Here is a 22,253-nt window from a genome sequence, read left to right as displayed (position 1 = left end):
CCCTGGGCCCAGAACCTTTGCCCCTGTTGTGTCGCCTGCCCTCCTAAGTACCTACCTGCCAGCCCAAGCGCGCCTAACTTAATAGCGCTTCAAACTGGCTGCTTTGTTCCAGTCGGGTTCTTCGTTCGATCAATGGTGATCAACGTCACTGGAACGTTTTAATACGGCACGGTTCTTATCTGTGTCATTTGTAGGAACACCAATAATTATGAACGCTCAAATCCACACTCAGGATGCCATTCGCACCCTCACCAACGCTTTTGCTCCAATGAACTGCCTGATCATGGCCGCTCGCAAAGGCTGCTTCAGCTTCACCCTGGTCAACGAACACGGCATCGCTCGTCACAGCGAACGCCTGTACCCCGATCAATACTCCAGCGCAGAACCGCTGCAGGCCGTGATCGAGCGTACCCGTCAGGCACTGACTGCCTGATCGACCCGAGTCGCTGAAACACAAAAACCCTGTTTAAAAAGCAGGGTTTTTTATTGCCCGGAATTTGCCCACCGAGCTCTTGCACTAAGTTCAAATAGATATAAACGTTATAACTAAATGAAGAAGATGTTTTAAAAACAGTCCTTTACATCGCAAATATGACACTACACTTCAACTCAAGCGGCATGATCCGCTTCCGGCGAGCCTGAGATCCGATCCACTGCTGCCAAGCCCCCACCTTCTCAGGCCTCGTCGACCACTTTCACGGATTGAGGCTTGTATGGGTATCGCTGCCAGCGAATTGTGTCGTTATGTGATCAGGCCGACGTTGATGTACCTTGGCCGACATAACCCGACGGCCGAGTCACTGCTGCTGGGCATTGCCGCCAGCCAGTCGGAACTCGGTTCCGCCTTGCACGACCGGCGTGGACACGGCCTGTACAGCATCACCGAACCGCGCCACCGCGCGTTGTGGGACGACTACCTGGCGCTGGACCCCGAGCGCGCCAGCCTGGTACGCGGCCTCGCCAGCCAGCACGCGTTCCTCAGCGCACCGCAACTTGAGCTGACGGTCAACCTGCGTTATGCCACGGCCATCGCCTGGCTTTTGGTGGAACAACACACCCCTGCACTGCCCCCGCCCGGTGATGTGCTGGGCATGGCACGTATCTGGAAAGAAATTTTTCATCCACAAGGAAGGCTGCGCGATTTCACTCAAGCCTGGCAAACCTGTGTTTCACCCATGAATCAGGTGGTTTGCTGACCGGGCAATTTGCAAGATTCGCCAAAAAATCAGAATTTTGGTCGGATTGTCCTACAAAACCGCTCTATCTCCTGCATTACAGCCTATAGCGCGATGTTAAATTTATTGTTACTTTCCGCAGCGGTGATCACCACGGAGTTCTAATAATGAAAAAAGTAATGCTCAAGACCACACTTAGCCTCGCCGTTGCAATGGCCTCTTCCCACGTGTTCGCAAGTGGCTTCGCCCTTAACGAACAAGACGTCGCGGGAATGGGAACGGGTTTCGCAGGCCGCTCTTCTTCTGCCGAAAATGCAAGTACCGTTTATGGTAACCCTGCCGGTATGGCTCGCCTTGAAGGCCAGCAAGTCACTGGCGGTGTTGCAGCGATTGATGCCTCAAGCAACATCAAGGATGTCAGCGGCCGCTCTTCAGGCACGAACAAAGGCGATATGGTGCCTTTCACTGCCGTTCCTTTCGGTTTCTACACCAATAAACTCAATGAACAATGGGCTGTCGGTTTCGGCGTCTATGCTCCGTTTGGCCTCGTGACAGACTACGAAAATGGCTTCCAAGGCAAAGCTTTTGGCAGCAAAAGCGAAGTGACGGTCATCACCTTCCAGCCTACGGTGAGCTACGCCTTCAACGATCGGGTTTCCATTGGTTTTGGGCCGACCATCAACCGTATCGCTGGTACGCTCGAGTCCGATATCAACCTGCCAATCAATGGTACCGGCTCCAACAACATCAAGATCAAGGGAGATGACACCGCCGTCGGCTTCAATGCCGGCCTGCTGGTTCAAGCCACTGATACAACTCGCGTGGGCCTGACCTACCACTCGAAAGTGAAGTACAAGCTCGAAGGCCATACTGAAGTGACCAAAGGCACCAACGTTCCGGCTTTCGCGCTGAACAATGGCCGCTACGACGCGTCACTGAAGATCGACACGCCTGAATCCTGGGACTTCTCGGTTACTCAAGATATGAGCGACGCGTGGAAACTCTACGCAGGCGCTACCTGGACCCGTTGGAGCCGACTGAAAGACATTACCGTCAACAACGAAGGTGTATCGGCCGCAGCCGGTAGCGGTGCTTTGGCTCCGCAAATTGTCGGTACCATCAAAGAAGACCAGAACTGGCACGACACTTGGGCATATGCCTTGGGTACCTCGTATCGCGTCACCAAGCAAGTGGTGCTGCGTACCGGCCTGACCTTCGACCAGTCGCCGACCAACAACAAAGACCGTTCGCCGCGCATCCCAACCGGTGACCGGACTATCTTCAGTCTCGGCCTTGGTTACGATGTAATGCCGAATATGACCGTTGATCTGGCTTACTCCTACCTCAAGGAAGAACCAGTCAAGGTCGCTCGCGCCAACGCATTGGGCCAGTCCTACAATGCTAAGTACGAGAACAGCGCCAACGGTTTTGGCCTGGGCGTAACGTACAAGTTCTGATCTGACACCGCATGAAAAAGCCCCGCTCTCCTGCAAAGGAAGCGGGGCTTTTTAATGGCTGGCCCTCAAGGTTTGGAGGCGATCGCCTGTTCCACCGCCTTGATCAGATCCGGATTGTCCGGCTTGGTCAAACTGGAAAAATTGGCAATCACCTTGCCCTGCCGATCCACCACGTACTTGTAGAAATTCCACTTCGGCGGCGCGTCGGTCTGCTGCGCCAACACCTTGAATAGATGCACCGCATCCGGTCCCTTGACCTTCTGTGGCTCGGTCATGGTGAAGGTCACGCCGTAATTCACGTAGCAGACCTTGGCAGTCTCTTCGCCAGTCTTGGCTTCCTGCTTGAAGTCATCGGACGGCACGCCGATCACTTCCAGCCCTTGGCCCTTGTAGCGTTGGTACAACGCCTCAAGGCCTTTGAACTGCGGGGCGAACCCGCAGAAGCTGGCAGTGTTGACGATAACCAGCGGCTTGCCGGCAAAACGCTGGCACAGGTCGATGGATTCCTTGGCGCGCAGCTTGGGCAACTGGCCCTCCAGCAGCGGCGGGCAACTGGCGGCCAGGGCGGCACTGCCAATGGCCATCAGGACGGGTACAGCGAGCCAACGCATCTGCATGTCGTGTGTCCTTAAAAGTATTCAGACCACGAACTTAACAGATCGCCATACCCAGTTGCATCAACGCCAGCCCGCCATGCTGCCAGCCCCACCAGGCCAGCAGCACCAGGATCAGCCCCGCGACGAGGATCAGACCGCGTAACGCTACACTCATGCCGCCTCCATCTGCGCCTGCAAGCGCGCCACCGGCCGCTCACGCACCGGCCAGTTCAGGGCGGCGGCGAGCAGGCTCAACAGAATCGCCACCTGCCAGATCAAATCGTAGTTGCCGGTTCGATCATAGACCACCCCGCCCAACCAGCCACCCAGGAACGAACCCAACTGGTGGAACAGGAACACGATCCCACCCAGCATGGAGAGGTTTCGCACACCAAACAGCGTCGCCACGGTGCCGTTGGTCAACGGTACCGTGGATAGCCACAGGAAGCCCATCGCCATGCCAAACAGGTAGGCCGTAATCTCGGTGACCGGCGCCCACAGAAACAGCACGATCACCACCGCACGCAGCAGGTACAAGCCCGTCAGCAAGCGCGGTTTGGACATGCGCCCGCCGAGCCAGCCGGCGGTGTAGGTCCCGAAGATATTGAACAGGCCAATCAGGGCCAGCACCGTGGTGCCAACCGTGGCCGGCAAGTGCTGGTCTACGAGGTAAGCCGGCAGGTGCACGCCGATAAACACGACCTGAAAACCGCAGACAAAAAAGCCGAACGCCAGCAGCCAGAAGCCGGAATGGGAACAGGCTTCCTTCAAGGCTTCACGCAGGGTCTGCTGGCCGGCCAGCGCCGGTAGCGGCCGGTCCTTGAGCATGGCGACCAGCGGCAGGATCAGCGCCACCATCAAGCCCAGTGCGAGCAATGCCGCCGACCAGCCCAGCCAACTGATCAAACCCAGCGTGCCCGGTACCATCGCAAACTGGCCGAACGAACCGGCAGCACTGGCGATCCCCATCGCCATGCTGCGTTTTTCCGGCGCCACCGCGCGGCCGACCACACCCAGAATCACTGAGAACGAGGTGCCGGACAGGCCGATACCAATCAACAAGCCCGCACTGAGGGACAACGACCACGCCGAATCGGACATGCCCATCAACACCAGGCCAACGGCGTACAGAACACCGCCGACAAACACCGCTTTGGTGGCACCAAAACGGTCGGCCAGGGCGCCGGTGAACGGCTGCGCCAGACCCCAGATCAGGTTCTGCAGGGCGATGGCGAAGGCGAAGGTCTCGCGGCCCCAGCCAAACTCGCTGCTCATCGGCGCCAGGAACAGGCCGAAACCGTGGCGCACGCCCAACGACAACGCCAGGATCAGCGCACTCCCCACTAGAATCCAGCCACTGGTGCGCCACATCGAGGTCATTTCTTATTCTCCGCTCGCGGGTATATACCCGCTTGTATTCGAACAAACTCCCTTTCAGGCGAGTTCGTCCAGCAAGGCCAACAAGGTTTCGCGTTTTTCCGCGCCGAGTTGATCGATCAATTTCTGCTGCGCCGCCTCCCAGGCGGGTAATGCGGCAGCGAGTCGCGCCTCACCCTCCCGGGTCAACATCACCAGGCGATTGCGCAGGTCGTCGCCTTCCACCAGTTGCACCAGGCCCTCGCCTTCCAGCACCCGCAGGTTGCGGCCCAAGGTGCTGCGATCCAGGCCCATGGCTTCCGCCAGGCTGGAAATGCTCGGCTGGTCGAGTCGTTGCAGGTTGCACAGCAAAGAATACTGGGCGACGTTGATCCCGAAGCCGTCGAGAGCGCCGTCGTAATGCCTGCTGACGCCACGGGCGGCACGTCGCAGGTTGGTACATAAACATTGGGAGGCAAGCATGGAACGTGTATATACCCGCGATTAAGGAAATGCAAGAAAGTGTTACAGCGCCAGGCCGACCAACACCACGACTTCCAGCAGCTCCAGCAAGGCCCCAGCGGTGTCACCGGTGGTGCCGCCCAGGCGATTGACCATCAGTTGGCGCAGCCCCAGAAAGCAGACCGCCGCGAGCAATACCGCAACCCCGCCGCTGAAGCCGCCAATCAGGATGCAGGCAAGACCACTGAGGATCAGTACCTGTTGACCGACAATCCTCGGTAAATGATCCGACAGTGCCTGGCCCAGTCCCCCTGCACGCACATAGCGCGTGGTGAGAAACAGCGCCAGCATCGAGGCGCGGCCGATCAGCGGCGCCAGCATCAGTGCCACGCCGTTCTGCTGCTCGATCAAGGCCACCAACGCGGTGAATTTGAGCAACAGCACCAACCCCAGCGTCACCACGGCAATCGGCCCGCTGCGCGGGTCCTTCATGATCGTGAGCGTGCGCTCGCGGTCACCGAAGCCGCCCAGCCAGGCATCGGCGCTGTCCGCCAGGCCATCCAGGTGCAAGCCGCCACTGAGCAATACCCAGGCAGTCAGTAACAGTGCGGCATGCAGCAGCAATGGCGCGCCCATCAATACGCTGTTCAGCGCCCACAACAGCACGCCGAACAACAGGCCTACCACCGGATAAAACAGCAGCGAACGCCCCAGTTCCTGAGGCTGTGGCATGCCCGGCAGGCGAATCGGCAGGCTGCTGAGAAATTGCAGGGCGATCCAGAATGGCAGCACGTCTACTCCCCTTCCTTCAGAGTTCCGTCAGCCGCAACCTGCAGGCTGAACAGCCCACCATGACCGACCTCGACGTTCAACAACTGCTCCCGGGGCAAGCCACGCGCCTGCGCCAGTAACAGGCGCATCACACCGCCGTGACTGATCAACAACACCCGTTCACCGGCATATGCCTGATGCAAACGTGAGACAGCACCCAGAACCCGTTCGGAAAAGGCGCTGACCGGCTCCCCGTCCGGCGGTGTAAAGCTATAAGGGTCGGCCCAGAACAGCCCCAGCCCTCCGGCGTCGGTCTCCATCAAGGTCGCCGCACTCTGCCCTTCCCACGCACCGAAGTGCAGCTCTTGCAGGTCCTTCTCCAGCGTCACCGGCAGCTTGAGCCGGGCGCCCAATTCTTCGGCAAATCGCGCACAGCGTTGCAACGGCGAACTGATCAGGCGGTCCCACGGCCCCCGCGCCACCACGGCCTCGCGCATCTGCACCCAGCCATTGGCGGTGAGTGCATCGTCCAGGCTGCCGCGCAGGCCGCCACCCAGCTCGGTTTCGCCGTGGCGCAGCAGGTCGAGGTGCAAGATCATGCCGGGCGGTCCGCCACGGCGGCTTCGGCGAAGGTCGCCATCTGCCCGTGCAATGCACAGGCAAGGCGCAACAACGGCACTGCCAGCGCCGCACCACTGCCTTCGCCCAGGCGCAGGCCCAGTTCCAGCAACGGCTGCGCGTCGAGGTGTTGCAGCACATGACGATGGCCAGGCTCGGCGCCGCGATGGCCGAACACCAGCCACTCGCGGCATGCCGGGTTCAGGCGCGTGGCGACCAGTGCCGCGACGGTGCAGATGAACCCATCCACCAACACCACGATGCCTTCCTGGGCACACGCCAGGTATGCACCGACCAGCGCGGCGATCTCGAAGCCGCCGAGATTGAACAGGGTCTGCAAGACATCGCCGCGTTGGGCGGCATGCACCGCCAGTGCGCGCTCGATCACGGCCACCTTGTGGCTCACGCCCTGGGCATTCAAGCCGGTGCCCGGCCCCGTCAGGTCACTGGCCTGGCAGTCGAGCAAGGCACACGCCAGGGCACTGGCGGCGGTGGTGTTGCCGATGCCCATCTCGCCGCCGATAAACAGCTGTGCACCGCTAGCCAACGCACGCCGCGCACTGTCGCGACCGGCTTGCAGGGCACGTTGCCCCTGGGCCTCGGTCATGGCCGGGCCGTTGACAAAATTGGCGGTGCCCGCGCCGATGTTCAGGTGACGCACACCGGGCAGGTCCAGGGACGGGGTCACCGTGCCCAGGTCGACCACCTCCAACTGTGCTTCCAGCTGCCGCGCCAAGACGCTGATAGCCGCACCACCGCTGACGAAGTTGTGCAGCATCTGCCCGGTGACCTCCTGGGGAAACGCCGACACACCTTCCGCGACCACGCCATGGTCACCGGCGAAGATGGCGATCCACAGCGCGTCCACTGACGGTTTGACCTGGCCCTGCAAGCCAGCCAATTGCACCGCCAGCGCTTCCAACTGGCCGAGGGAGCCGGCCGGTTTGGTCAGTTGCTGTTGGCGTGCCAGGGCGTGTTCGTAGGCTTGAGTGTCAATCGCCTTACACGGGTTGAGCCACCAGGTGTCAGTCATAACGCAGTACCTTTCAAAGTCAGGGGCAGGCCGGCGACGGTCAGGACAACACGCTGACATCGCTCGGCCAAGGCTTGATGCAGCCAACCGGCTTCATCCACATAGCGGCGAGTCAATTCGCCCAGCGGCACGACACCCAGACCGGTCTCGTTGCTGACAAAAATGATTTCACCCGGCAGCGCGACCAGGGTTTCCAACAGTTGATCGCGCTCGGCGGCCAGACGATGCGAATCCTCAAGCATCAGCAGATTGGTGAGCCACAGGGTCAGGCAATCCACCAGCAGGCAGCGCTCGGTTGCCGCGTTGTCGCGCAGTACCCGCGCCAGTTCAACGGGTTCTTCGATCAGCCTCCAATGGTCGGGGCGACGCTGGCGATGCATCGCGACACGCGCGCTCATCTCGCCATCCAGCGGTTGGCTGGTGGCGATGTACGTGACGGGCAAGCCACTGTCGCTGGCAAGCTTTTCGGCGAGGCGGCTTTTGCCGGACCGGGCACCACCGAGGATCAGCTGGAGCATGACATAACACCTCGTTTCGCCAGTGGGGCCCTCGAAGCTGGCACGGCTCCCTGTGGGAGGGAGCTTGCTCCCGATGGCGTGGCGCCAGTCAGCCCATTGGCTACTGACGCACCGCCATCGGGGGCAAGCCCCCTCCCACCTTTGGGTTGCAGTGCAGCAGTTGAATACTCAGCACACTCGCTCACTGTCAAATCCCACATAGTTTGCGTAACAACTCAGTATCCAAATGGTTTTCCACCAGATCAGCCAGGCGCTCGATATCGCGCTCGCGCAGGGCGTGGTAATCCACTTCCCGCACGTCCTGCAAACCGGCCCAGCGCAACAAGGCGCTGCACGCGGCCGGGCTTTCGAACAAGCCATGCAAGTAGGTGCCAAGGATCTGCCCATCGGCACTTTGTGCGCCATCGCTGCGGCCATCCTCCAGCAGCACGGCGGCATTCGACAAAGCATCACCGCAGGTCACGCCCGCATGGATCTCATAACCGCTGACCTCGGCATTCTCCAACAACAAACGCCCACGCACGTTGCGCAACTGCTTCTCTTCTTCCAGCGTGGTACCGAACGCCAGCAGCCCCAGGCCATCGCTGGAACCGGCAGGCCCTTCCAGGCCCAACGGGTCGTGCACTTGCTCGCCGAGCATCTGCAAGCCGCCGCAAATGCCGAGCACCTTGCCGCCATAACGCAAGTGACGCGCCACGGCGGCGTCCCAACCGTTGGCACGCAGATAGGCCAGGTCGCTGCGCACACTTTTCGAGCCGGGCAGGATGATCAGGTCGGCGGCCGGGATCGGCTGGCCTGGCCCGATGAATTGCAAATCCACCTGGGGGTGCAGGCGCAGCGGGTCGAAATCCGTATGGTTGCTGATGCGCGGCAACACCGGGACCACCACCTTGAGCACCTGGGCCGCCTTGTCGATCTGGCGTTGGTCGATGCCGTCCTCGGCTTCCAGGTGCAGGTCCATCACGTAAGGCAGAACGCCCACCACCGGTTTGCCGGTGCGTGTTTCCAGCCAGTCCAGGCCGGGTTGCAACAGCGCGATGTCACCGCGAAAACGGTTGATGATGAAGCCTTTGACCCGCGCCTGTTCCGTGGGTGACAGCAGCTCCAGGGTGCCGACCAGGTGGGCGAATACCCCGCCGCGATTGATATCGGCAATCAGCAACACCGGGCAATCCACCGCCTCGGCGAAGCCCATGTTGGCGATGTCGTTGGCGCGCAGGTTGATTTCCGCCGGGGAGCCAGCGCCTTCCACCATGACCACGGGATAGGCCTGGCTCAACCGGGCGTGGGAGGCCAGCACCGCCTGCATCGCAATGGCTTTGTAGTCGTGATAGGCCACGGCGTTCATGGTGGTCACGGCACGGCCGTGGATGATCACTTGGGAGCCGGTGTCGCTGTTGGGTTTGAGCAGCACCGGGTTCATGTCGGTATGAGGCGCCAGGTTGGCGGCCTGGGCCTGCACCGCCTGGGCGCGGCCGATTTCACCACCTTCGGCGGTCACGGCGCTGTTGAGCGCCATGTTCTGCGGCTTGAACGGCGCCACGGCCACACCCTGGCGCACCAGCCAGCGGCACAACGCGGTCACTAACGTACTTTTGCCGGCATCGGAGGTGGTGCCCTGCACCATCAGCGTACTCATGTTGCGTCCTTATAGGCGGCCAGGGCGTCGTCGAGGCGCTGCCAGTCGGCCTCAGTGTCGGGCAGGCCGAAACGCAGGCTGCTGTCGTGGACGAACAGGCGCAGCAGAATGCCGCGCTGGGCCATGAATTCGTGCACACGCTCGGCATGGGGCGTGATTAGCCATTGGAACAAGGCACAGCCGCCCTGGGGTGGAAAGCCGTGGCGCTCCAGCAACGCGAACAAGCGCTGGCCCGCCTCGATGCAACGCGTGCGTTGCCGCGCATGCCCGGCGGTGTCGCGCAGGCACACCTGGCCCAGCACCCGCGTCGGCCCGCTGACCGCCCAGGGGCCGACCTGCTCGGCGAGCAACTTGAGCAACTTGCGCTCGGCCAACACAAAGCCCAGCCGCACGCCGGCCAGGCCGAAGAACTTGCCGAACGAACGCAGCACGATCAAACCGACCTGATGCGCCTGGCCGGCCAGGCTCACTTGCGGGGTGACGTCCATGAAGGCCTCATCCACCACCAGCCAGCCGCCGCGCTGGGCCAGCCGCGAGTGCCAATCCAGCAGGCGTTGCGGGCTCAGGCTCAGGCCGGTGGGGTTATTGGGGTTGACCACCACGAGCACGTCGAGGCCATCAAGAAAGAAGTCGACTTCCTGTTCCTGCACTTCGCGCACCACGTAACCGGCACGGCGCCAGGCTTCGGCGTGTTCGGCATAGCACGGCGACAGCACGCCGACCTTGCCGGCACGACGCAGTCGCGGCAACAACTGGATCGCCGCCTGGGAACCCGGCACCGGCAATAGATGCGCAGCGCCGTAGTATTCGCTGGCGGCCTGCTCCAGGCCGTCGTCGGTTTCCGGCAGGCGAGCCCAAGCGCGCAGGGGAATCTCGGGGATCGGCCAGGGCCAGGGCGCGAGCCCGCTGGACAGGTCGAGCCAGTCGGCTTCAGCTATCCCGTACTGAATCGCTGCCTTGCGCAGCCGGCCACCATGCTCAAGCATAGAATTGCGCCCCCGCGCATAGGATCAGCAGCCACAACCATACGCCGCGCTGCACCAGTTGCCAGCCCCGATCGATGGAATCGGCATCCGCCGCCGGGCCTTCGCCCAGTTGTGGACGATGGTGCACTTCGCCGTGATAGATCGCGGCACCGCCCAGCTCCACGCCCAGGGCGCCCGCACCAGCGGCCATGACCGGGCCGGCGTTGGGGCTGTCCCAGGTCGGGCCCTGGGTGCGCCAGCATTTGAGCGCCAGCCGGGTCTTGCCCAGCAACGCGTAGGTCAACGCCACCAGGCGTGCGGGAATGTAGTTCAGCACATCGTCGATTTTTGCCGCCGCCCAACCAAAGCGCTCGAAACGCTCGTTGCGATAACCCCACATGGCGTCGAGGGTGTTGCTCAGGCGGTAAAGCACCACGCCCGGCACACCGGCCACCACAAACCAGAAAATCGCAGCGAACACCGCATCGCTGCCGTTCTCCAGCACCGATTCGGTGGCGGCACGGGCGACTTCGGTGCGGTCCAGCTCGCTGGTCTGACGGCTGACCAGGTAGCTCACGCGTTTGCGCGCCGCCTCCAAGTCATCACTGCGCAGGGCCTGGGCCACCGGGATCACATGCTCGCCAAGGCTGCGCATGCCAAGGGCGCAGTACAACGCCAGGATCTCCAGTACCCAGCCAATGTAAGGCGCCCACGACAAGGCCGTGGCCAGCAGCGTCAGCGGCACCACGGCGATAAACCACGCGGTCACGCCATGGCTGCGCCAGCCACGGCCACCGGTATTGAAACGTTGCTCGATGCGCCCGGCAAAATTGCCGAACGCCACCAGCGGATGCCAGCGCCTGGGTTCGCCCAGCAGCGCATCCAGCGCGACTGCAGCGACACACAGCAAGGCCACACTCATTGACTCACTCCCCACGCATTTTCATACAACATGTCACTCAACGGTCGAGGCTCGCTCCAGCCTTCGAGCTGCAACATCGGTGCCGGGTAGAACTCGGCCACCGGCCCCAGGCACAACACGGCCAGGGGTTTGGCACCGGGCGGCAAACCCAGCAGATCGGCCAGCGCCTGGGGTTCGAACAACGAGACCCAGCCCATGCCCAGGCCTTCGACCCGCGCCGCCAGCCACAAATTCTGGATAGCACAGGACAACGACGCCATGTCCATTTCCGGCAGGGTGCGACGCCCGAAGATGTGCCGCTCGCGATCATCCATCAACGCCGCTACCAGCACTTCGGCACAGTCGTGAATGCCTTCGACCTTGAGCTTCATGAACTCATCGGAACGCTCGCCCAGGGCTTCGGCGGTGCGTACGCGTTCTTCTTCCACCACCTGTTGAATCTGCCCACGCAACTGGCGATCGCTGATGCGAATAAAGCGCCAGGGCTGCATCAGGCCGACGCTGGGCGCCTGGTGTGCGGCCTGGAGCAAGCGGTGGAGCAGCTCGGGGGCGACAGTGCCGCCGCTGAAGTGGCGCATGTCGCGGCGTTCGGCGATGGCGCGGTAGACGGCGTCGCGGTCGGCCTGGGGAAAAGCGTTGTCGCTCATAGTGCTGGATCGGGCGCGAACAATGCGGCCACCGCCTGGGGATTGGATGGGAAATAGAAGTGTACGTAGGACGCCGTCATCCGCCCCTGCCGATACACCGCCTCGGCACCGCGCCCGCCATTGGGGCTCAGGCCACGGGCAATCGGTTGCCATTCAGTGGTGGTCAGGGAATGGTGATAGGTATGGCCACGCACGGTGCCTTCCGGCAATTCGACGCTTTGCAGGGCCAGGGCCGCCAGTTTCTTTTGCATCACCGCGTCGCCCTGCAACAGGCCGAGCAGTTCAGCGCGGATGCCGTCGACATCGGTCAGCGAGTCCAGCAGGTAGAGCATGCCGCCGCATTCGGCAAGCAAGGGTTTGCCGGCCGCGTGGTGAGCGCGAATGGCGTCGAGCATCGGGATATTTTCCGACAGCGCCTGGTGGTGCAATTCCGGGTAACCACCGGGCAGGTAGAGGCTGTCGGCATCGGGCAATTGGCGATCGTGAATCGGCGAGAAAAACGTCAGCTCAGCGCCCATTGCGCGCAGCAGGTCGAGACTCGCGCCGTAGGTAAAGGCGAAGGCCTCATCGCGGGCCACGGCAATGCGCACGCCCTTGAGCAACGGCTCAGCCTCGATCACTTGGGGTGCAGCGAACGTCACCGGCGGCGGCAAAGCGACTTCGCAACTGCTGCCCAACGCTTGGGCGGCGGCGTCCAGGCGTACATCGAGGTCATTCAGTTCGCTCGCTTGCACCAGGCCGAGGTGGCGACTGGGCAGTTCGATACCGGTCTCGCGTGACAATGCGCCATACCAGCGCAGGCCCTCGGTGAGGCTGCCTTCGAGCAGTTGCGCATGACGCAGGGTGCCGACACGGTTGGCCAATACACCGGCGAATGGCAGATCCGGCTGATAGCGCGCCAGGCCCAATGCCAACGCGCCGAAGGTCTGCGCCATGGCCGTGCCGTCGATCACCCCCAGCACCGGCACGCCGAAGTGTCGCGCCAGGTCGGCGCTGGAGGGTGTGCCGTCGAACAGGCCCATCACGCCTTCGATCAGGATCAGGTCTGCCTCCCCCGCCGCTTCCCACAGCAAACGACGACTTTCCTGCTCGCCCACCATCCACATATCCAACTGATACACCGGCGCACCGCTGGCGCGTTCGTGGATCATCGGGTCGAGAAAGTCCGGGCCGCATTTGAACACGCGCACCTTGCGCCCCAGGTTGCGGTGCAAACGGGCGAGCGCGGCGGTGACGGTGGTTTTGCCCTGGCCGGACGCCGGAGCGGCGATCAAAACGGCAGGGCAATGACGGGGCTGATTCAAAGTTCGACGCCCTTCTGTGCCTTGATACCGGCCTGGAACGCGTGCTTGAGCATGCCCATTTCGGTGACGGTGTCGCCCATTTCGATCAACTCGGGCTTGGCGCCGCGGCCGGTGACCACCACGTGTTGCATCGGTGGACGGGCTTGCAGGTCGCTGAGGACCTGGTCCAGGTCGAGGTAGCCGTGCTTGAGCGCGATGTTCAGTTCGTCCAGCACCACCAGGCCGATGGAGGGGTCCTGCAGCAATTCGCGGGAGACTGCCCAGGCGGCCTCGGCGGCGGCGATGTCGCGCTGGCGGTCCTGGGTTTCCCAGGTGAAGCCTTCGCCCATTACATGGAAGCGCACTTGCTCGGGGAAGCGACGGAAGAACAATTCTTCTCCAGTGCTGTTGCGCCCCTTGATGAACTGCACCACGCCGCACTGCATGCCGTGGCCCATGGCACGGGCCAACATGCCGAACGCGGAGCTGCTTTTACCTTTGCCGTTACCGGTCAGCACCAGCAGCAGACCGCATTCGTTGGGGGAGTTGGCGATGCGCTCGTCGATCACGGCTTTTTTGCGCAGCATGCGCGCCAGGTGGCGTTCGTCGCGGTCGGGGGAATCGGTCATGGCAGCTCTCCGTTGGGGCTGGACAAAAACGGCGGGCAGGAAAAAAGAAAAGCAGACAGCCAAGCATCGCCCACCGTGATGCTGTTGGATGTTGCAGGCCGGTCTCCGGGCTCATGAGTGGCGTGCTGGCTGAAGGCAGGCCAACGCTGCGCCTTCCCATATCGCAGGCGATACAGTGGCAAAAGGCAGCGTCTTGACTCATTTACCGTTGCGGGGGCAGCGCCGGAATCGCGGCGGCACTGTGTAGAAGTGCGCTCACTCACCGGCTTCCCTGTTTCACTCTGTCGACCCGTGGGTCACAGAGCACCTGGAACAAGCGGCGAAGGGTAGTAGGTTGGGGGTGGAGCGTCAATTAAAGCAACTTGAAGTCGACACAAAACAACTGTGGGAGGGGGCTTGCCCCGATGGCGGTGGATCAGCCCAGTTATCTTTAGCTGACACACCGCTATCGGGGGCAAGCCCCCTCCCACATTTCGATTCGAGTCTGGCGCTAAGGATTGCGTGCCAGGTTGCCCGGCAACACGCGCTTGGCGCTCAAATAGGCATTCTGCCAATAGGCTTTGGACAATGTGTCCAGCTTCACCGTACCGCCGGTTTGTGGCGCATGCACAAAGCGCCCTTCACCCACGTAGATCCCGGCGTGGCTGACCTGGGAACCGCCACCGGTGGCGAAGAACAGCAGGTCGCCGGTCTGCAGGTTCTGCTCGCTGACGTCCTGCGCGCGCATTACGATCAGCTCGCGGGTGGTACGCGGCAGGGAAATCCCGGCGGCATCGCGGAAGACAAACCCGATCAGGCCGCTGCAATCAAACCCGGAGTCCGGCGTGTTGCCGCCCCAACGGTAAGGCGTGCCGACCAGGCCCAGCGCGCGGAAGAGTACGTCTTCGGCTGCGGGCGAGAAATTCTGGGTGGAATAGTTGAACACCGGCTTGGGCTTCACCGCTACAGGAGCGGGCGGCGGTGTGCGGCTTGCGCAGGCGCTGAGGAGCGCGGCGCAAACAATGAGAATCAGGCGGGCCGAGGTCGACATGTGCAGAACAATCCTGGTCTGGATGCGGCTTTCGCTGCCGAACGCTGAAAACCAGAACGCGCAAGCAAAGCTCGCGCGAACGGATTACAACAATGTCCAGGGATTCTAGCGCTTACACGTCAAACTTCAAGTATCACTTTAAGTTTACTTGCTAGCGGTAACCGTCGTCGGGGCCATGGCGAGTGCGCGCTTGGCTTCGATGAAGGTTTTGCTCCAGTAGCTGTCACCCAGGTTATCGACCCGGACACCGCCACTGCGACGGCTGCTGGAGTGGATAAACTGGTTATCGCCCAGGTAGATACCGGCGTGGCTCACACGACCACGGCCTGCCGTACTGAAGAAAAGCAGATCGCCAGGCTTGAGGTTGTTGCGTGCGACCAACGGTGCATTCACGTTGATCATTTCGCGGGTGGAGCGCGGCAGATTCATGCCGGCCTCTTCACGAAACAGATAGCCGATGAAACCACTGCAGTCGAAACCGGCTTCAGAGGTACCACCGAAACGGTAACGGGTACCGATCAGGGACATGCCGCGTTCGAGAATGCTGTCGGCCAGGACTGGAAGCTGATAAGGCTTGTTGCCGGCGAAATCGGCCAGTTCCTTTTCCGTTGCGACTTCTTCCTCATAAACAGAGGCAGATTGTGCAGCAACGAATTTTGCCTGATTTTGAACCTGTGGTTTCTGCTGATCGACCACCTGCTGAGGGTGGGAGGCGCAACCAAACAACAGGGTAACGAGTGCGAGGGGCACGAGGGGTGCGAAGCGATTTAGCATGGGCACGACCGTGGCTGATATGTAAAGAAGTCGAGACTATGCCTTCTATCACATCGATTTGCAAATTCAATCGTGCTCTATGTGACTTCGCGATTGGACTATGACATCTAAGCCGTAATTCCATTTATCGGTTCGAATGCGAAGCCCAGCCGGCAGAAACGCAGGTTTTCTGGCGCCCGTAAAATGGCGAACCGCGTAAATTCAATGAGTTACCAGCCCAACGTTTCCTTGAGAAAAGGGATCGTCAATTTTCTTTGAGCCTGCAAGGACGCCTGATCGAGCTGCTCGAGCAAATCGAACAGCGCACTCATGCTGCGGGTGCCTCGAGTAAGGATAAAGTGCCCGACTTCGTCGGTGAGGTGCAGGCCGCGACGGGAGGCCCGCAGTTGCAGGGCACGCAATTTGTCTTCGTCGGACAGCGGGCGCATCTGGAAGATCAGCGCCAGGGTCATGCGCGACTTGAGGTCGGCCAGCTTGATCGGCAACTCGCGTGGCGAAGTCGACGCGGCAATCAGCAGGCGCCGACCGCTGTCACGCAAGCGATTGAACAGGTGAAACAGCGCTTCTTCCCAATCCGCCTTGCCGGCGATCGCCTGCAAGTCATCCAGACACACCAGTTCGTATTGCTCAAGGTGATCGAAGATGCCGATACCGCGATCCATCAACTCGGCCAGCGGCAGGTACACCGCCGGTTCGCCCATCTGCTCGAACCGCAGGCACGCAGCCTGCAACAGGTGGGTACGCCCTACGCCGTGCTTGCCCCACAGATAGATCAGGCTTTCAGTCCACCCGGCGTCGGCTTCGCAGAGCCGCTCGACATAGCCGAGTGCAGCGGCATTGGCGCCTGGGTAGTAGTTGATGAAGGTGGCGTCGTCACGCAGACGCACACCCAAGGGCAGCTGAATCGGTTTCATGCTGACTGAACGGCTCCGAACGAACCGTTAGTGGCCTCTGTGTAAAGTTTGCAAAGTTTATACCCGTGACGCCGGGCGCACAATGCAACAGACCCCAAGCAAAATCAAAGGTTTGCGTTAACTCGTTGGATTTATGCAGATTGTTTGACGGACCGCCCCCAGAAAAGACAAACCCGGCCTTGGCCGGGTTTGTGAAGATAGAGTTACAGGTCGGGATCTTCAACCCCCGTATAAGCATCCGAATCCTTGTACAGATCGTGCACATGGCGCACCAGCACCATGATCACCGCCGCCACCGGCAACGCCAGCAGGATGCCCGTGAAGCCAAACAGCTCACCACCCGCCAGGATCGCAAAGATCACCGCCACCGGATGCAGACCAATCCGATCCCCGACCAACAACGGCGTGAGCACCATGCCTTCCAACGCCTGGCCGACCATGAATACGGCCACGATCCCCAGCATCGGGTACAAGTCCCCGCCAAACTGGAACAAGCCCGCGACCAGCGCCGCGCCGATCCCAATCACAAACCCCATATAAGGCACGATCGCGGCCAGGCCGGCGATCAGGCCGATCAACAGACCCAGCTCCAGGCCGATAGCCATCAAGCCGGCCGCGTAGATGATCCCCAGGGCCAGCATCACCAGCAACTGCCCGCGCACGAAGGCGCCGAGCACCTCATGGCATTCCTCAGCCAGCGAAACAATGCGCTCCTCACGGTTGCGCGGCAGCAGGCTGCGGATCTTGGCCATCATGATGTCCCAGTCGCGCAGCAGGTAGAACGCCACCACCGGGATCAGCACCAGGTTGGTCAGCCAGCCGATCAACGCCAGGCTGGACGCCGTCGCCTGGCTGAGGATGACCCCGACAATATCGGTGGTCTGGCCCATATGTTCGCTGATGGCCGCCTTGACCTTGTCGAACTTCCAGAAACCATCCGCCAACCCCAACTTGGCCTGGGCCCACGGCATCGCCGTGTGCTGCAGCCAATCGAGCATCTGCGGCGCCAGCTCATACAAGCGGAACAACTGCTTGGCCAGCATCGGCACCAGCACCAGCACCAACGCCGTGATGATCAAGGTAAACAGGGCGAACACCGCCACCACGCCCCAGGTCCGCGACAACCCGGCTTTTTCCAGGCGATCCACCACCGGATCGAACAGGTAAGCCAGCAGCAACGCGACCAGGAATGGCGTCAGGATCGAATGCAGCAGGAACACAAAAACGCACAGCAGGACAAACCCGCCAAGCCACACCCAACGACGCGTATCCGCCATAAACCACTCCATCTATATAAAGAAGAAAACTGCTACCAGCGAAAACGCAGTTGCGCCTGAGGTTCTGGTGCAGCAGCCGGCTGCGCACCCTCCGCCGCCGGTTGGGGGACCGGTGCTTCACCCGCAGGAATCTCCTGCAACTTGGCCAGGCTCAACTGGGTACGCAACTGATCGGCACTGCCATTGACGCGGTACACGATGCGATTGCCATCCACTAACTGCGGCTGACCACCGAAAGGCTCCAGCAGGTGACCCAGCGCGGCATAACGCTCCAGGGTCATGCCCTGCACTTCCAGCAATTGTTCGGTGCTCACGCCGGGTTTGACCGCAAAGCGTGGCGCGAGCTTTTGGCTGATCGCCAGCATCACCGCGTCGGCTACAGCGCCGATGTCGGCCCCTTGCGCGGTGCCCTGCTCGCTCTTGTCGCCCAGCCACAGGCGCCATTTGGCTTGCCATTGGTTGCCTTCCTGGCGCGCATGCACGGCCAGCAAAGCGTCGGCGCCGTAACGTTCGGAAGCGGCGCGCAACGGTGTGGCGTCAGCACTTTCCAGGTTCGGTGCGGTGGCGACCACCTGCTCATCCAGGTCGCCCAGCGGCAGGCGCAACGGCAGGCCACGGTGTTGCGCGGCACGGCGCAGCGCCTGGGCGACGGTCTGGCCATCACCCACCAGGCTGCTGCCTTCGGTGGAGTCGTTCAGCCACCAGCCAAGGATCGACGGCCGATTGCTGCCCCAGATCGACAGGCCCGCTTCGCGCAGCACGCGATCGGTGCTCACCGGGTCGAAATCCACTTGCAGGCTTTCCGGCGGGCCGGCGTCGTAGCCGTACTGGCTGATGATTTGTTGCGGATCCTTGCGAACGGCCGCCAGACCCGGCCCCTCGGCGGCCTTGGCGTCGCCGGTCAGGCGGATCACCAGGGTCTGCACGGCGCGCTGGGTCGCCTGGTCACGCTCTTGCGGCGACTGACTGCTGACGGGTTCGAGTACTTGGTAAAGGCCATTGAGGGTTTCGGCATGACTCGCCAGGCTGACCAACGACAAGCAGCCTACAAAGAAGAATTTACACAGACGCATGGAAGATTCCCGAACGACAAATTTAGCGGCTGGAACAGACCGCGTGAACTCGGTTTGCCAAGGCTGTGACCACGGCGACCGATAAAACATTCACAGGGTCTTGGTAAGTTTTCGTACTGTCACAACGCTAGCGCAGTAAAGGCTATACCTTAATACGCGCCAAAGCAGACCCGATTAGCATTTTTTTAACGCCATATGCCCCTGCCCGTCGGCCCGAGGATGGCCGCTGCCCCTCAAGCCTGATAAAATCGCGCGCCTTCGCAGACCGTCAACGGCGTGGCCTTTATAAAAGCCCCCGCTCGCTCGGTCGTTACCCAGAAATCCCCCCTAAAGGCCTGGATCATGAGCAAGCAACCCTCCCTGAGCTACAAGGACGCCGGTGTAGACATCGACGCCGGTGAAGCATTGGTCGAACGCATCAAGAGCGTCGCCAAGCGCACTGCGCGCCCTGAAGTCATGGGCGGCCTGGGCGGTTTTGGCGCCCTCTGCGAGATCCCGGCCGGCTACAAGCAGCCTGTACTGGTGTCCGGCACCGACGGCGTGGGCACCAAGCTGCGCCTGGCGCTGAACCTGAACAAGCACGACACCATCGGCATCGACCTGGTCGCCATGTGCGTCAATGACCTGGTAGTGTGCGGCGCCGAGCCGTTGTTCTTCCTCGACTACTACGCCACCGGCAAGCTGAACGTGGACACCGCGGCCCAAGTGGTCACCGGCATCGGCGCCGGCTGCGAACTGTCGGGTTGCTCCCTGGTCGGCGGCGAAACCGCTGAAATGCCAGGCATGTACGAAGGTGAAGACTACGACCTGGCCGGCTTCTGCGTCGGCGTCGTGGAAAAAGCCGAGATCATCGACGGCTCCAAGGTTGCGGCCGGCGACGCCCTGCTCGCCCTGCCATCCTCCGGCCCGCACTCCAACGGTTACTCGCTGATCCGCAAGATCATCGAAGTGTCCGGCGCCGAGATCGAGAACACCCAGCTCGACGGCAAGCCGCTGACGGACCTGCTGATGGCCCCGACCCGCATCTACGTCAAGCCGTTGCTCAAGCTGATCAAGGACACCGGCGCCGTCAAGGCCATGGCCCACATCACCGGCGGGGGCCTGCTGGACAACATCCCGCGCGTGCTGCCAAAAGGCGCCCAGGCCATCGTTGACGTGGCCAGCTGGCAGCGTCCGGCAGTATTCGACTGGCTGCAAGAGAAAGGCAACGTCGACGAAACCGAGATGCACCGCGTGCTGAACTGCGGCGTCGGCATGGTCATCTGCGTGGCTCAGGAGCACGTTGAAACCGCGCTGAACGTACTGCGCGAAGCCGGCGAACAGCCTTGGGTCATCGGCCAGATCGCCACCGCTGCCGAAGGCGCGGCTCAGGTTGAGCTGAAGAACCTCAAGGCTCATTAATGTCTCAGACCTGTGATGTCGTGGTGCTGCTCTCCGGCACCGGCAGTAACTTGCAGGCCCTGATCGACAGCACGCGCGCCGGCGACAACCCGGTGCGCATTGCTGCGGTGATCTCCAACCGCAGCGACGCCTACGGCCTGCAACGCGCCAGGGACGCGGGTATCGACACCCGCTCGCTGGATCACAAGGCGTTCGACGGTCGCGAGGCCTTCGACCGCGCCTTGATCGAACTGATCGACGCCTTCAACCCCAAGCTCGTAGTACTCGCCGGCTTCATGCGCATCCTCAGCGCTGACTTCGTGCGGCATTACGCCGGGCGCCTGTTGAATATCCACCCTTCCCTGCTGCCCAAGTACAAAGGCATGCACACGCACCAGCGTGCGCTCGAGGCCGGCGACAGCGAGCATGGCTGCAGCGTGCACTTTGTCACCGAGGAACTCGATGGCGGGCCTCTGGTCGTACAGGCAGTGGTTCCGGTAGAGTCTGACGACTCGGCGCAGACGCTTGCGCAACGGGTTCACGCCCAGGAACACAGGATTTACCCGCTGGCCGTTCGCTGGTTTGCCGAGGGGCGGTTGATTCTTGGTGACCAGGGTGCATTATTGGACGGTCAGTTACTCGCGGCCAGCGGCCACTTGATTCGAACCTAGGAGATTTTATGCGTCGCGCCTTGCTCTTCGCTTTTGCGCTGTTCGCCTTGCCAGCCGTGCAAGCAGCAGACCTTCACCCCTTCTCCGTCAGCTACACCGCCGACTGGAAACAGTTGCCCATGAGTGGTTCGGCCGAACGCAGCCTGGCCAAGAACGGCGACGGCTCCTGGACCTTGAATTTCAAGGCTTCCATGATGATCGCCAGCCTCACCGAAACCAGCGTGATCCTGTTTGACAAGGACACCCTGCAACCGAAGAGCTACACCTTCGAACGCGGCGGCCTGGGCAAGGCGAAGAAAATCAATCTGGATTTCGACCAGACCGCCAAGAAAGTCACCGGCTTTGAAAACAAAGACCCGGTCAACGTGCCCCTGCAAAGCGGCATGCTCGACAAGTCGACCTACCAGTTGGCCTTGCAACGCGATGTGGCCGCCGGCAAGAAAAGCATGAGCTACAACGTGGTCGAAGGCACCGACGTCGACACCTACGACTTCCGCGTGATCGGCCCGGAAAAAGTCCAGACCAAGGTCGGCTCCATCGACGCGATCAAGGTCGAGCGCGTGCGTGACCCGACGCAAAGCAAGCGCATTACCCAGATGTGGTTTGCCAAGGACCAGGGCGGCATTCTGGTTGCCCTGCGCCAGGTAGAAACCGATGGCAAGGAATACAACATCATGCTGCAGGACGGCACTGTTGACGGCAAGGCTGTCAAAGGTAGCTGATCGGTAGCTGGAACAACGAGCCTCGCGAATGCGGGGCTTTTTTTCGCCTATGGATTTGGTGTTCAAACCTCTACCGCTATCGGGGGCAAGCCCCCTCCCACACTCGGTTGTGTTCACCGATCAAAATGTGGGAGGGGGCTTGCCCCCGATGGCGATAGCCGGGCCAACAAAGGGTTCAATGCCTGACTTGAACATGAAACTTTCGTCATAAAACTCAGCACCCTGCGACGCAATGTCGCTGTTTACGCGGCCTGCAGCACTGTTGCGTTTGCTGCAATGATTTGTTGCGCGAAAAGTCGGTTTACTTAGCAAGCTAACAAAACATATAACAAAGGCCTGCG

At 61.5% G+C, this 22,253-nt stretch carries 24 protein-coding genes and 1 riboswitch; of the genes, 6 read left to right on the top strand and 18 right to left on the bottom strand.

The features are described from left to right. The first annotated feature begins 208 nt into the window (after window positions 1-208). From BM017_RS08790 to BM017_RS08780, 3 genes are all read left to right on the top strand, one after another. Entirely contained in the window at window positions 209-433 is a 225-nt protein-coding gene (locus BM017_RS08790) for a hypothetical protein (RefSeq protein WP_005790139.1), read from the top strand. Between the two features lie 280 nt (window positions 434-713). Next, entirely contained in the window at window positions 714-1,196 is a 483-nt protein-coding gene (locus BM017_RS08785; protein ID WP_092242982.1) for a hypothetical protein, read from the top strand. 146 nt (window positions 1,197-1,342) lie between these two features. Beyond that, window positions 1,343-2,632 carry an OmpP1/FadL family transporter gene (locus tag BM017_RS08780; protein ID WP_092242979.1) on the top strand — a complete coding sequence of 430 codons (1,290 nt, stop codon included), beginning with the start codon at window positions 1,343-1,345 and terminating at the stop codon, window positions 2,630-2,632. A gap of 65 nt (window positions 2,633-2,697) precedes the next feature. Here BM017_RS08780 and BM017_RS08775 read toward each other — a convergent pair whose 3' ends face one another. From BM017_RS08775 to BM017_RS08690, 18 genes are all read right to left on the bottom strand, one after another. Next, on the bottom strand, window positions 2,698-3,249 hold the full coding sequence (locus BM017_RS08775; RefSeq protein WP_092242976.1) for a glutathione peroxidase: 552 nt from the start codon (window positions 3,247-3,249) through the stop codon (window positions 2,698-2,700). 150 nt (window positions 3,250-3,399) lie between these two features. Continuing rightward, a complete protein-coding gene (locus BM017_RS08770) occupies window positions 3,400-4,599 on the bottom strand; it encodes an MFS transporter (RefSeq protein WP_170856058.1) in 1,200 nt (399 codons plus the stop codon). 63 nt (window positions 4,600-4,662) lie between these two features. Beyond that, window positions 4,663-5,067, bottom strand: a complete 405-nt coding sequence (locus tag BM017_RS08765) for a MarR family winged helix-turn-helix transcriptional regulator (protein ID WP_058424943.1) — start codon at window positions 5,065-5,067, stop codon at window positions 4,663-4,665. A 42-nt stretch (window positions 5,068-5,109) separates the two neighbouring features. Further along, window positions 5,110-5,838, bottom strand: coding sequence for an adenosylcobinamide-GDP ribazoletransferase (locus tag BM017_RS08760; RefSeq protein ID WP_092242970.1), 729 nt, complete (start codon window positions 5,836-5,838; stop codon window positions 5,110-5,112). A 2-nt stretch (window positions 5,839-5,840) separates the two neighbouring features. Next, entirely contained in the window at window positions 5,841-6,416 is a 576-nt protein-coding gene (gene cobC, locus BM017_RS08755; protein ID WP_092242967.1) for an alpha-ribazole phosphatase family protein, read from the bottom strand. Continuing rightward, window positions 6,413-7,468 carry a nicotinate-nucleotide--dimethylbenzimidazole phosphoribosyltransferase gene (gene cobT / locus BM017_RS08750; RefSeq protein ID WP_092242965.1) on the bottom strand — a complete coding sequence of 352 codons (1,056 nt, stop codon included), beginning with the start codon at window positions 7,466-7,468 and terminating at the stop codon, window positions 6,413-6,415. The genes cobC and cobT overlap by 4 nt, the downstream gene beginning before the upstream one ends. Continuing rightward, window positions 7,465-7,986, bottom strand: a complete 522-nt coding sequence (gene cobU, locus BM017_RS08745) for a bifunctional adenosylcobinamide kinase/adenosylcobinamide-phosphate guanylyltransferase (RefSeq protein WP_092242963.1) — start codon at window positions 7,984-7,986, stop codon at window positions 7,465-7,467. The genes cobT and cobU overlap by 4 nt, the downstream gene beginning before the upstream one ends. A 187-nt stretch (window positions 7,987-8,173) precedes the next feature. Beyond that, window positions 8,174-9,625, bottom strand: coding sequence for a cobyric acid synthase (locus BM017_RS08740; protein WP_092242959.1), 1,452 nt, complete (start codon window positions 9,623-9,625; stop codon window positions 8,174-8,176). Next, window positions 9,622-10,611, bottom strand: coding sequence for a threonine-phosphate decarboxylase CobD (gene cobD / locus BM017_RS08735; protein WP_092242956.1), 990 nt, complete (start codon window positions 10,609-10,611; stop codon window positions 9,622-9,624). The genes BM017_RS08740 and cobD overlap by 4 nt, the downstream gene beginning before the upstream one ends. After that, entirely contained in the window at window positions 10,604-11,512 is a 909-nt protein-coding gene (gene cbiB, locus BM017_RS08730; protein WP_092242953.1) for an adenosylcobinamide-phosphate synthase CbiB, read from the bottom strand. The genes cobD and cbiB overlap by 8 nt, the downstream gene beginning before the upstream one ends. Then, window positions 11,509-12,159, bottom strand: coding sequence for a 5,6-dimethylbenzimidazole synthase (gene bluB / locus BM017_RS08725; protein WP_092242950.1), 651 nt, complete (start codon window positions 12,157-12,159; stop codon window positions 11,509-11,511). The genes cbiB and bluB overlap by 4 nt, the downstream gene beginning before the upstream one ends. Further along, the gene (locus BM017_RS08720; protein ID WP_092242946.1) at window positions 12,156-13,463 is read right to left on the bottom strand and encodes a cobyrinic acid a,c-diamide synthase CobB; all 1,308 of its coding nucleotides are present in this window, start codon (window positions 13,461-13,463) and stop codon (window positions 12,156-12,158) included. Before BM017_RS08720 ends, bluB begins: the two co-directional genes overlap by 4 nt. After that, a complete protein-coding gene (gene cobO / locus BM017_RS08715; RefSeq protein ID WP_010208674.1) occupies window positions 13,460-14,071 on the bottom strand; it encodes a cob(I)yrinic acid a,c-diamide adenosyltransferase in 612 nt (203 codons plus the stop codon). The genes BM017_RS08720 and cobO overlap by 4 nt, the downstream gene beginning before the upstream one ends. A 78-nt stretch (window positions 14,072-14,149) precedes the next feature. Beyond that, a riboswitch (cobalamin riboswitch) is annotated at window positions 14,150-14,397 on the bottom strand. A gap of 164 nt (window positions 14,398-14,561) precedes the next feature. Further along, complete coding sequence (locus BM017_RS08710; RefSeq protein WP_071491318.1) at window positions 14,562-15,101, bottom strand: C40 family peptidase; 540 nt, start codon at window positions 15,099-15,101, stop codon at window positions 14,562-14,564. A 144-nt stretch (window positions 15,102-15,245) separates the two neighbouring features. Next, the gene (locus tag BM017_RS08705) at window positions 15,246-15,875 is read right to left on the bottom strand and encodes a C40 family peptidase (RefSeq protein WP_092242943.1); all 630 of its coding nucleotides are present in this window, start codon (window positions 15,873-15,875) and stop codon (window positions 15,246-15,248) included. Between the two features lie 209 nt (window positions 15,876-16,084). After that, window positions 16,085-16,789 carry a DnaA regulatory inactivator Hda gene (gene hda, locus BM017_RS08700; RefSeq protein WP_058424954.1) on the bottom strand — a complete coding sequence of 235 codons (705 nt, stop codon included), beginning with the start codon at window positions 16,787-16,789 and terminating at the stop codon, window positions 16,085-16,087. A 203-nt stretch (window positions 16,790-16,992) separates the two neighbouring features. Beyond that, window positions 16,993-18,066: an AI-2E family transporter gene (locus BM017_RS08695; protein ID WP_058424955.1), complete on the bottom strand. Its 1,074-nt coding sequence runs from the start codon at window positions 18,064-18,066 to the stop codon at window positions 16,993-16,995. A gap of 32 nt (window positions 18,067-18,098) precedes the next feature. Then, window positions 18,099-19,139, bottom strand: a complete 1,041-nt coding sequence (locus BM017_RS08690) for a DUF2066 domain-containing protein (RefSeq protein WP_092242940.1) — start codon at window positions 19,137-19,139, stop codon at window positions 18,099-18,101. Between the two features lie 342 nt (window positions 19,140-19,481). On the opposite strand from BM017_RS08690, the gene purM reads away from it, so the two are divergent. From purM to BM017_RS08675, 3 genes are read left to right on the top strand one after another with little or no spacing between them, the layout of a single operon-like run. Then, entirely contained in the window at window positions 19,482-20,540 is a 1,059-nt protein-coding gene (purM, locus tag BM017_RS08685; RefSeq protein ID WP_016976515.1) for a phosphoribosylformylglycinamidine cyclo-ligase, read from the top strand. Continuing rightward, window positions 20,540-21,190, top strand: a complete 651-nt coding sequence (gene purN / locus BM017_RS08680) for a phosphoribosylglycinamide formyltransferase (RefSeq protein ID WP_092242938.1) — start codon at window positions 20,540-20,542, stop codon at window positions 21,188-21,190. Before purM ends, purN begins: the two co-directional genes overlap by 1 nt. An 8-nt stretch (window positions 21,191-21,198) precedes the next feature. Next, window positions 21,199-21,912, top strand: coding sequence for a DUF3108 domain-containing protein (locus BM017_RS08675; RefSeq protein ID WP_058424959.1), 714 nt, complete (start codon window positions 21,199-21,201; stop codon window positions 21,910-21,912). Window positions 21,913-22,253 lie beyond the last annotated feature (341 nt).

This window comes from Pseudomonas sp. NFPP04 (assembly GCF_900113815.1).
In the GTDB taxonomy this organism is placed as follows: Bacteria; Pseudomonadota; Gammaproteobacteria; order Pseudomonadales; family Pseudomonadaceae; genus Aquipseudomonas; species Aquipseudomonas extremorientalis.
Note: the sequence above shows the minus strand (reverse complement) of the source record. Positions and strands in the feature narration are given on the sequence as shown.

What these genes read in the sequence shown, in the direction of transcription:
- cobD (WP_092242956.1), bottom strand. Translation starts at nt 10,611, where the DNA reads ATGCTTGAGCATGGTGGCCGGCTGCGCAAGGCAGCGATTCAGTACGGG.
- bluB (WP_092242950.1), bottom strand. Translation starts at nt 12,159, where the DNA reads ATGAGCGACAACGCTTTTCCCCAGGCCGACCGCGACGCCGTCTACCGC.
- cobT (WP_092242965.1), bottom strand. Translation starts at nt 7,468, where the DNA reads ATGACTGACACCTGGTGGCTCAACCCGTGTAAGGCGATTGACACTCAA.
- BM017_RS08775 (WP_092242976.1), bottom strand. Translation starts at nt 3,249, where the DNA reads ATGCAGATGCGTTGGCTCGCTGTACCCGTCCTGATGGCCATTGGCAGT.
- hda (WP_058424954.1), bottom strand. Translation starts at nt 16,789, where the DNA reads ATGAAACCGATTCAGCTGCCCTTGGGTGTGCGTCTGCGTGACGACGCC.
- BM017_RS08740 (WP_092242959.1), bottom strand. Translation starts at nt 9,625, where the DNA reads ATGAGTACGCTGATGGTGCAGGGCACCACCTCCGATGCCGGCAAAAGT.
- BM017_RS08785 (WP_092242982.1), top strand. Translation starts at nt 714, where the DNA reads ATGGGTATCGCTGCCAGCGAATTGTGTCGTTATGTGATCAGGCCGACG.
- BM017_RS08695 (WP_058424955.1), bottom strand. Translation starts at nt 18,066, where the DNA reads ATGGCGGATACGCGTCGTTGGGTGTGGCTTGGCGGGTTTGTCCTGCTG.
- BM017_RS08790 (WP_005790139.1), top strand. Translation starts at nt 209, where the DNA reads ATGAACGCTCAAATCCACACTCAGGATGCCATTCGCACCCTCACCAAC.
- BM017_RS08780 (WP_092242979.1), top strand. Translation starts at nt 1,343, where the DNA reads ATGAAAAAAGTAATGCTCAAGACCACACTTAGCCTCGCCGTTGCAATG.
- BM017_RS08675 (WP_058424959.1), top strand. Translation starts at nt 21,199, where the DNA reads ATGCGTCGCGCCTTGCTCTTCGCTTTTGCGCTGTTCGCCTTGCCAGCC.
- cbiB (WP_092242953.1), bottom strand. Translation starts at nt 11,512, where the DNA reads ATGAGTGTGGCCTTGCTGTGTGTCGCTGCAGTCGCGCTGGATGCGCTG.
- purM (WP_016976515.1), top strand. Translation starts at nt 19,482, where the DNA reads ATGAGCAAGCAACCCTCCCTGAGCTACAAGGACGCCGGTGTAGACATC.
- purN (WP_092242938.1), top strand. Translation starts at nt 20,540, where the DNA reads ATGTCTCAGACCTGTGATGTCGTGGTGCTGCTCTCCGGCACCGGCAGT.
- BM017_RS08705 (WP_092242943.1), bottom strand. Translation starts at nt 15,875, where the DNA reads ATGCTAAATCGCTTCGCACCCCTCGTGCCCCTCGCACTCGTTACCCTG.
- BM017_RS08690 (WP_092242940.1), bottom strand. Translation starts at nt 19,139, where the DNA reads ATGCGTCTGTGTAAATTCTTCTTTGTAGGCTGCTTGTCGTTGGTCAGC.
- BM017_RS08770 (WP_170856058.1), bottom strand. Translation starts at nt 4,599, where the DNA reads ATGTGGCGCACCAGTGGCTGGATTCTAGTGGGGAGTGCGCTGATCCTG.
- BM017_RS08765 (WP_058424943.1), bottom strand. Translation starts at nt 5,067, where the DNA reads ATGCTTGCCTCCCAATGTTTATGTACCAACCTGCGACGTGCCGCCCGT.
- cobU (WP_092242963.1), bottom strand. Translation starts at nt 7,986, where the DNA reads ATGCTCCAGCTGATCCTCGGTGGTGCCCGGTCCGGCAAAAGCCGCCTC.
- BM017_RS08710 (WP_071491318.1), bottom strand. Translation starts at nt 15,101, where the DNA reads ATGTCGACCTCGGCCCGCCTGATTCTCATTGTTTGCGCCGCGCTCCTC.
- cobC (WP_092242967.1), bottom strand. Translation starts at nt 6,416, where the DNA reads ATGATCTTGCACCTCGACCTGCTGCGCCACGGCGAAACCGAGCTGGGT.
- cobO (WP_010208674.1), bottom strand. Translation starts at nt 14,071, where the DNA reads ATGACCGATTCCCCCGACCGCGACGAACGCCACCTGGCGCGCATGCTG.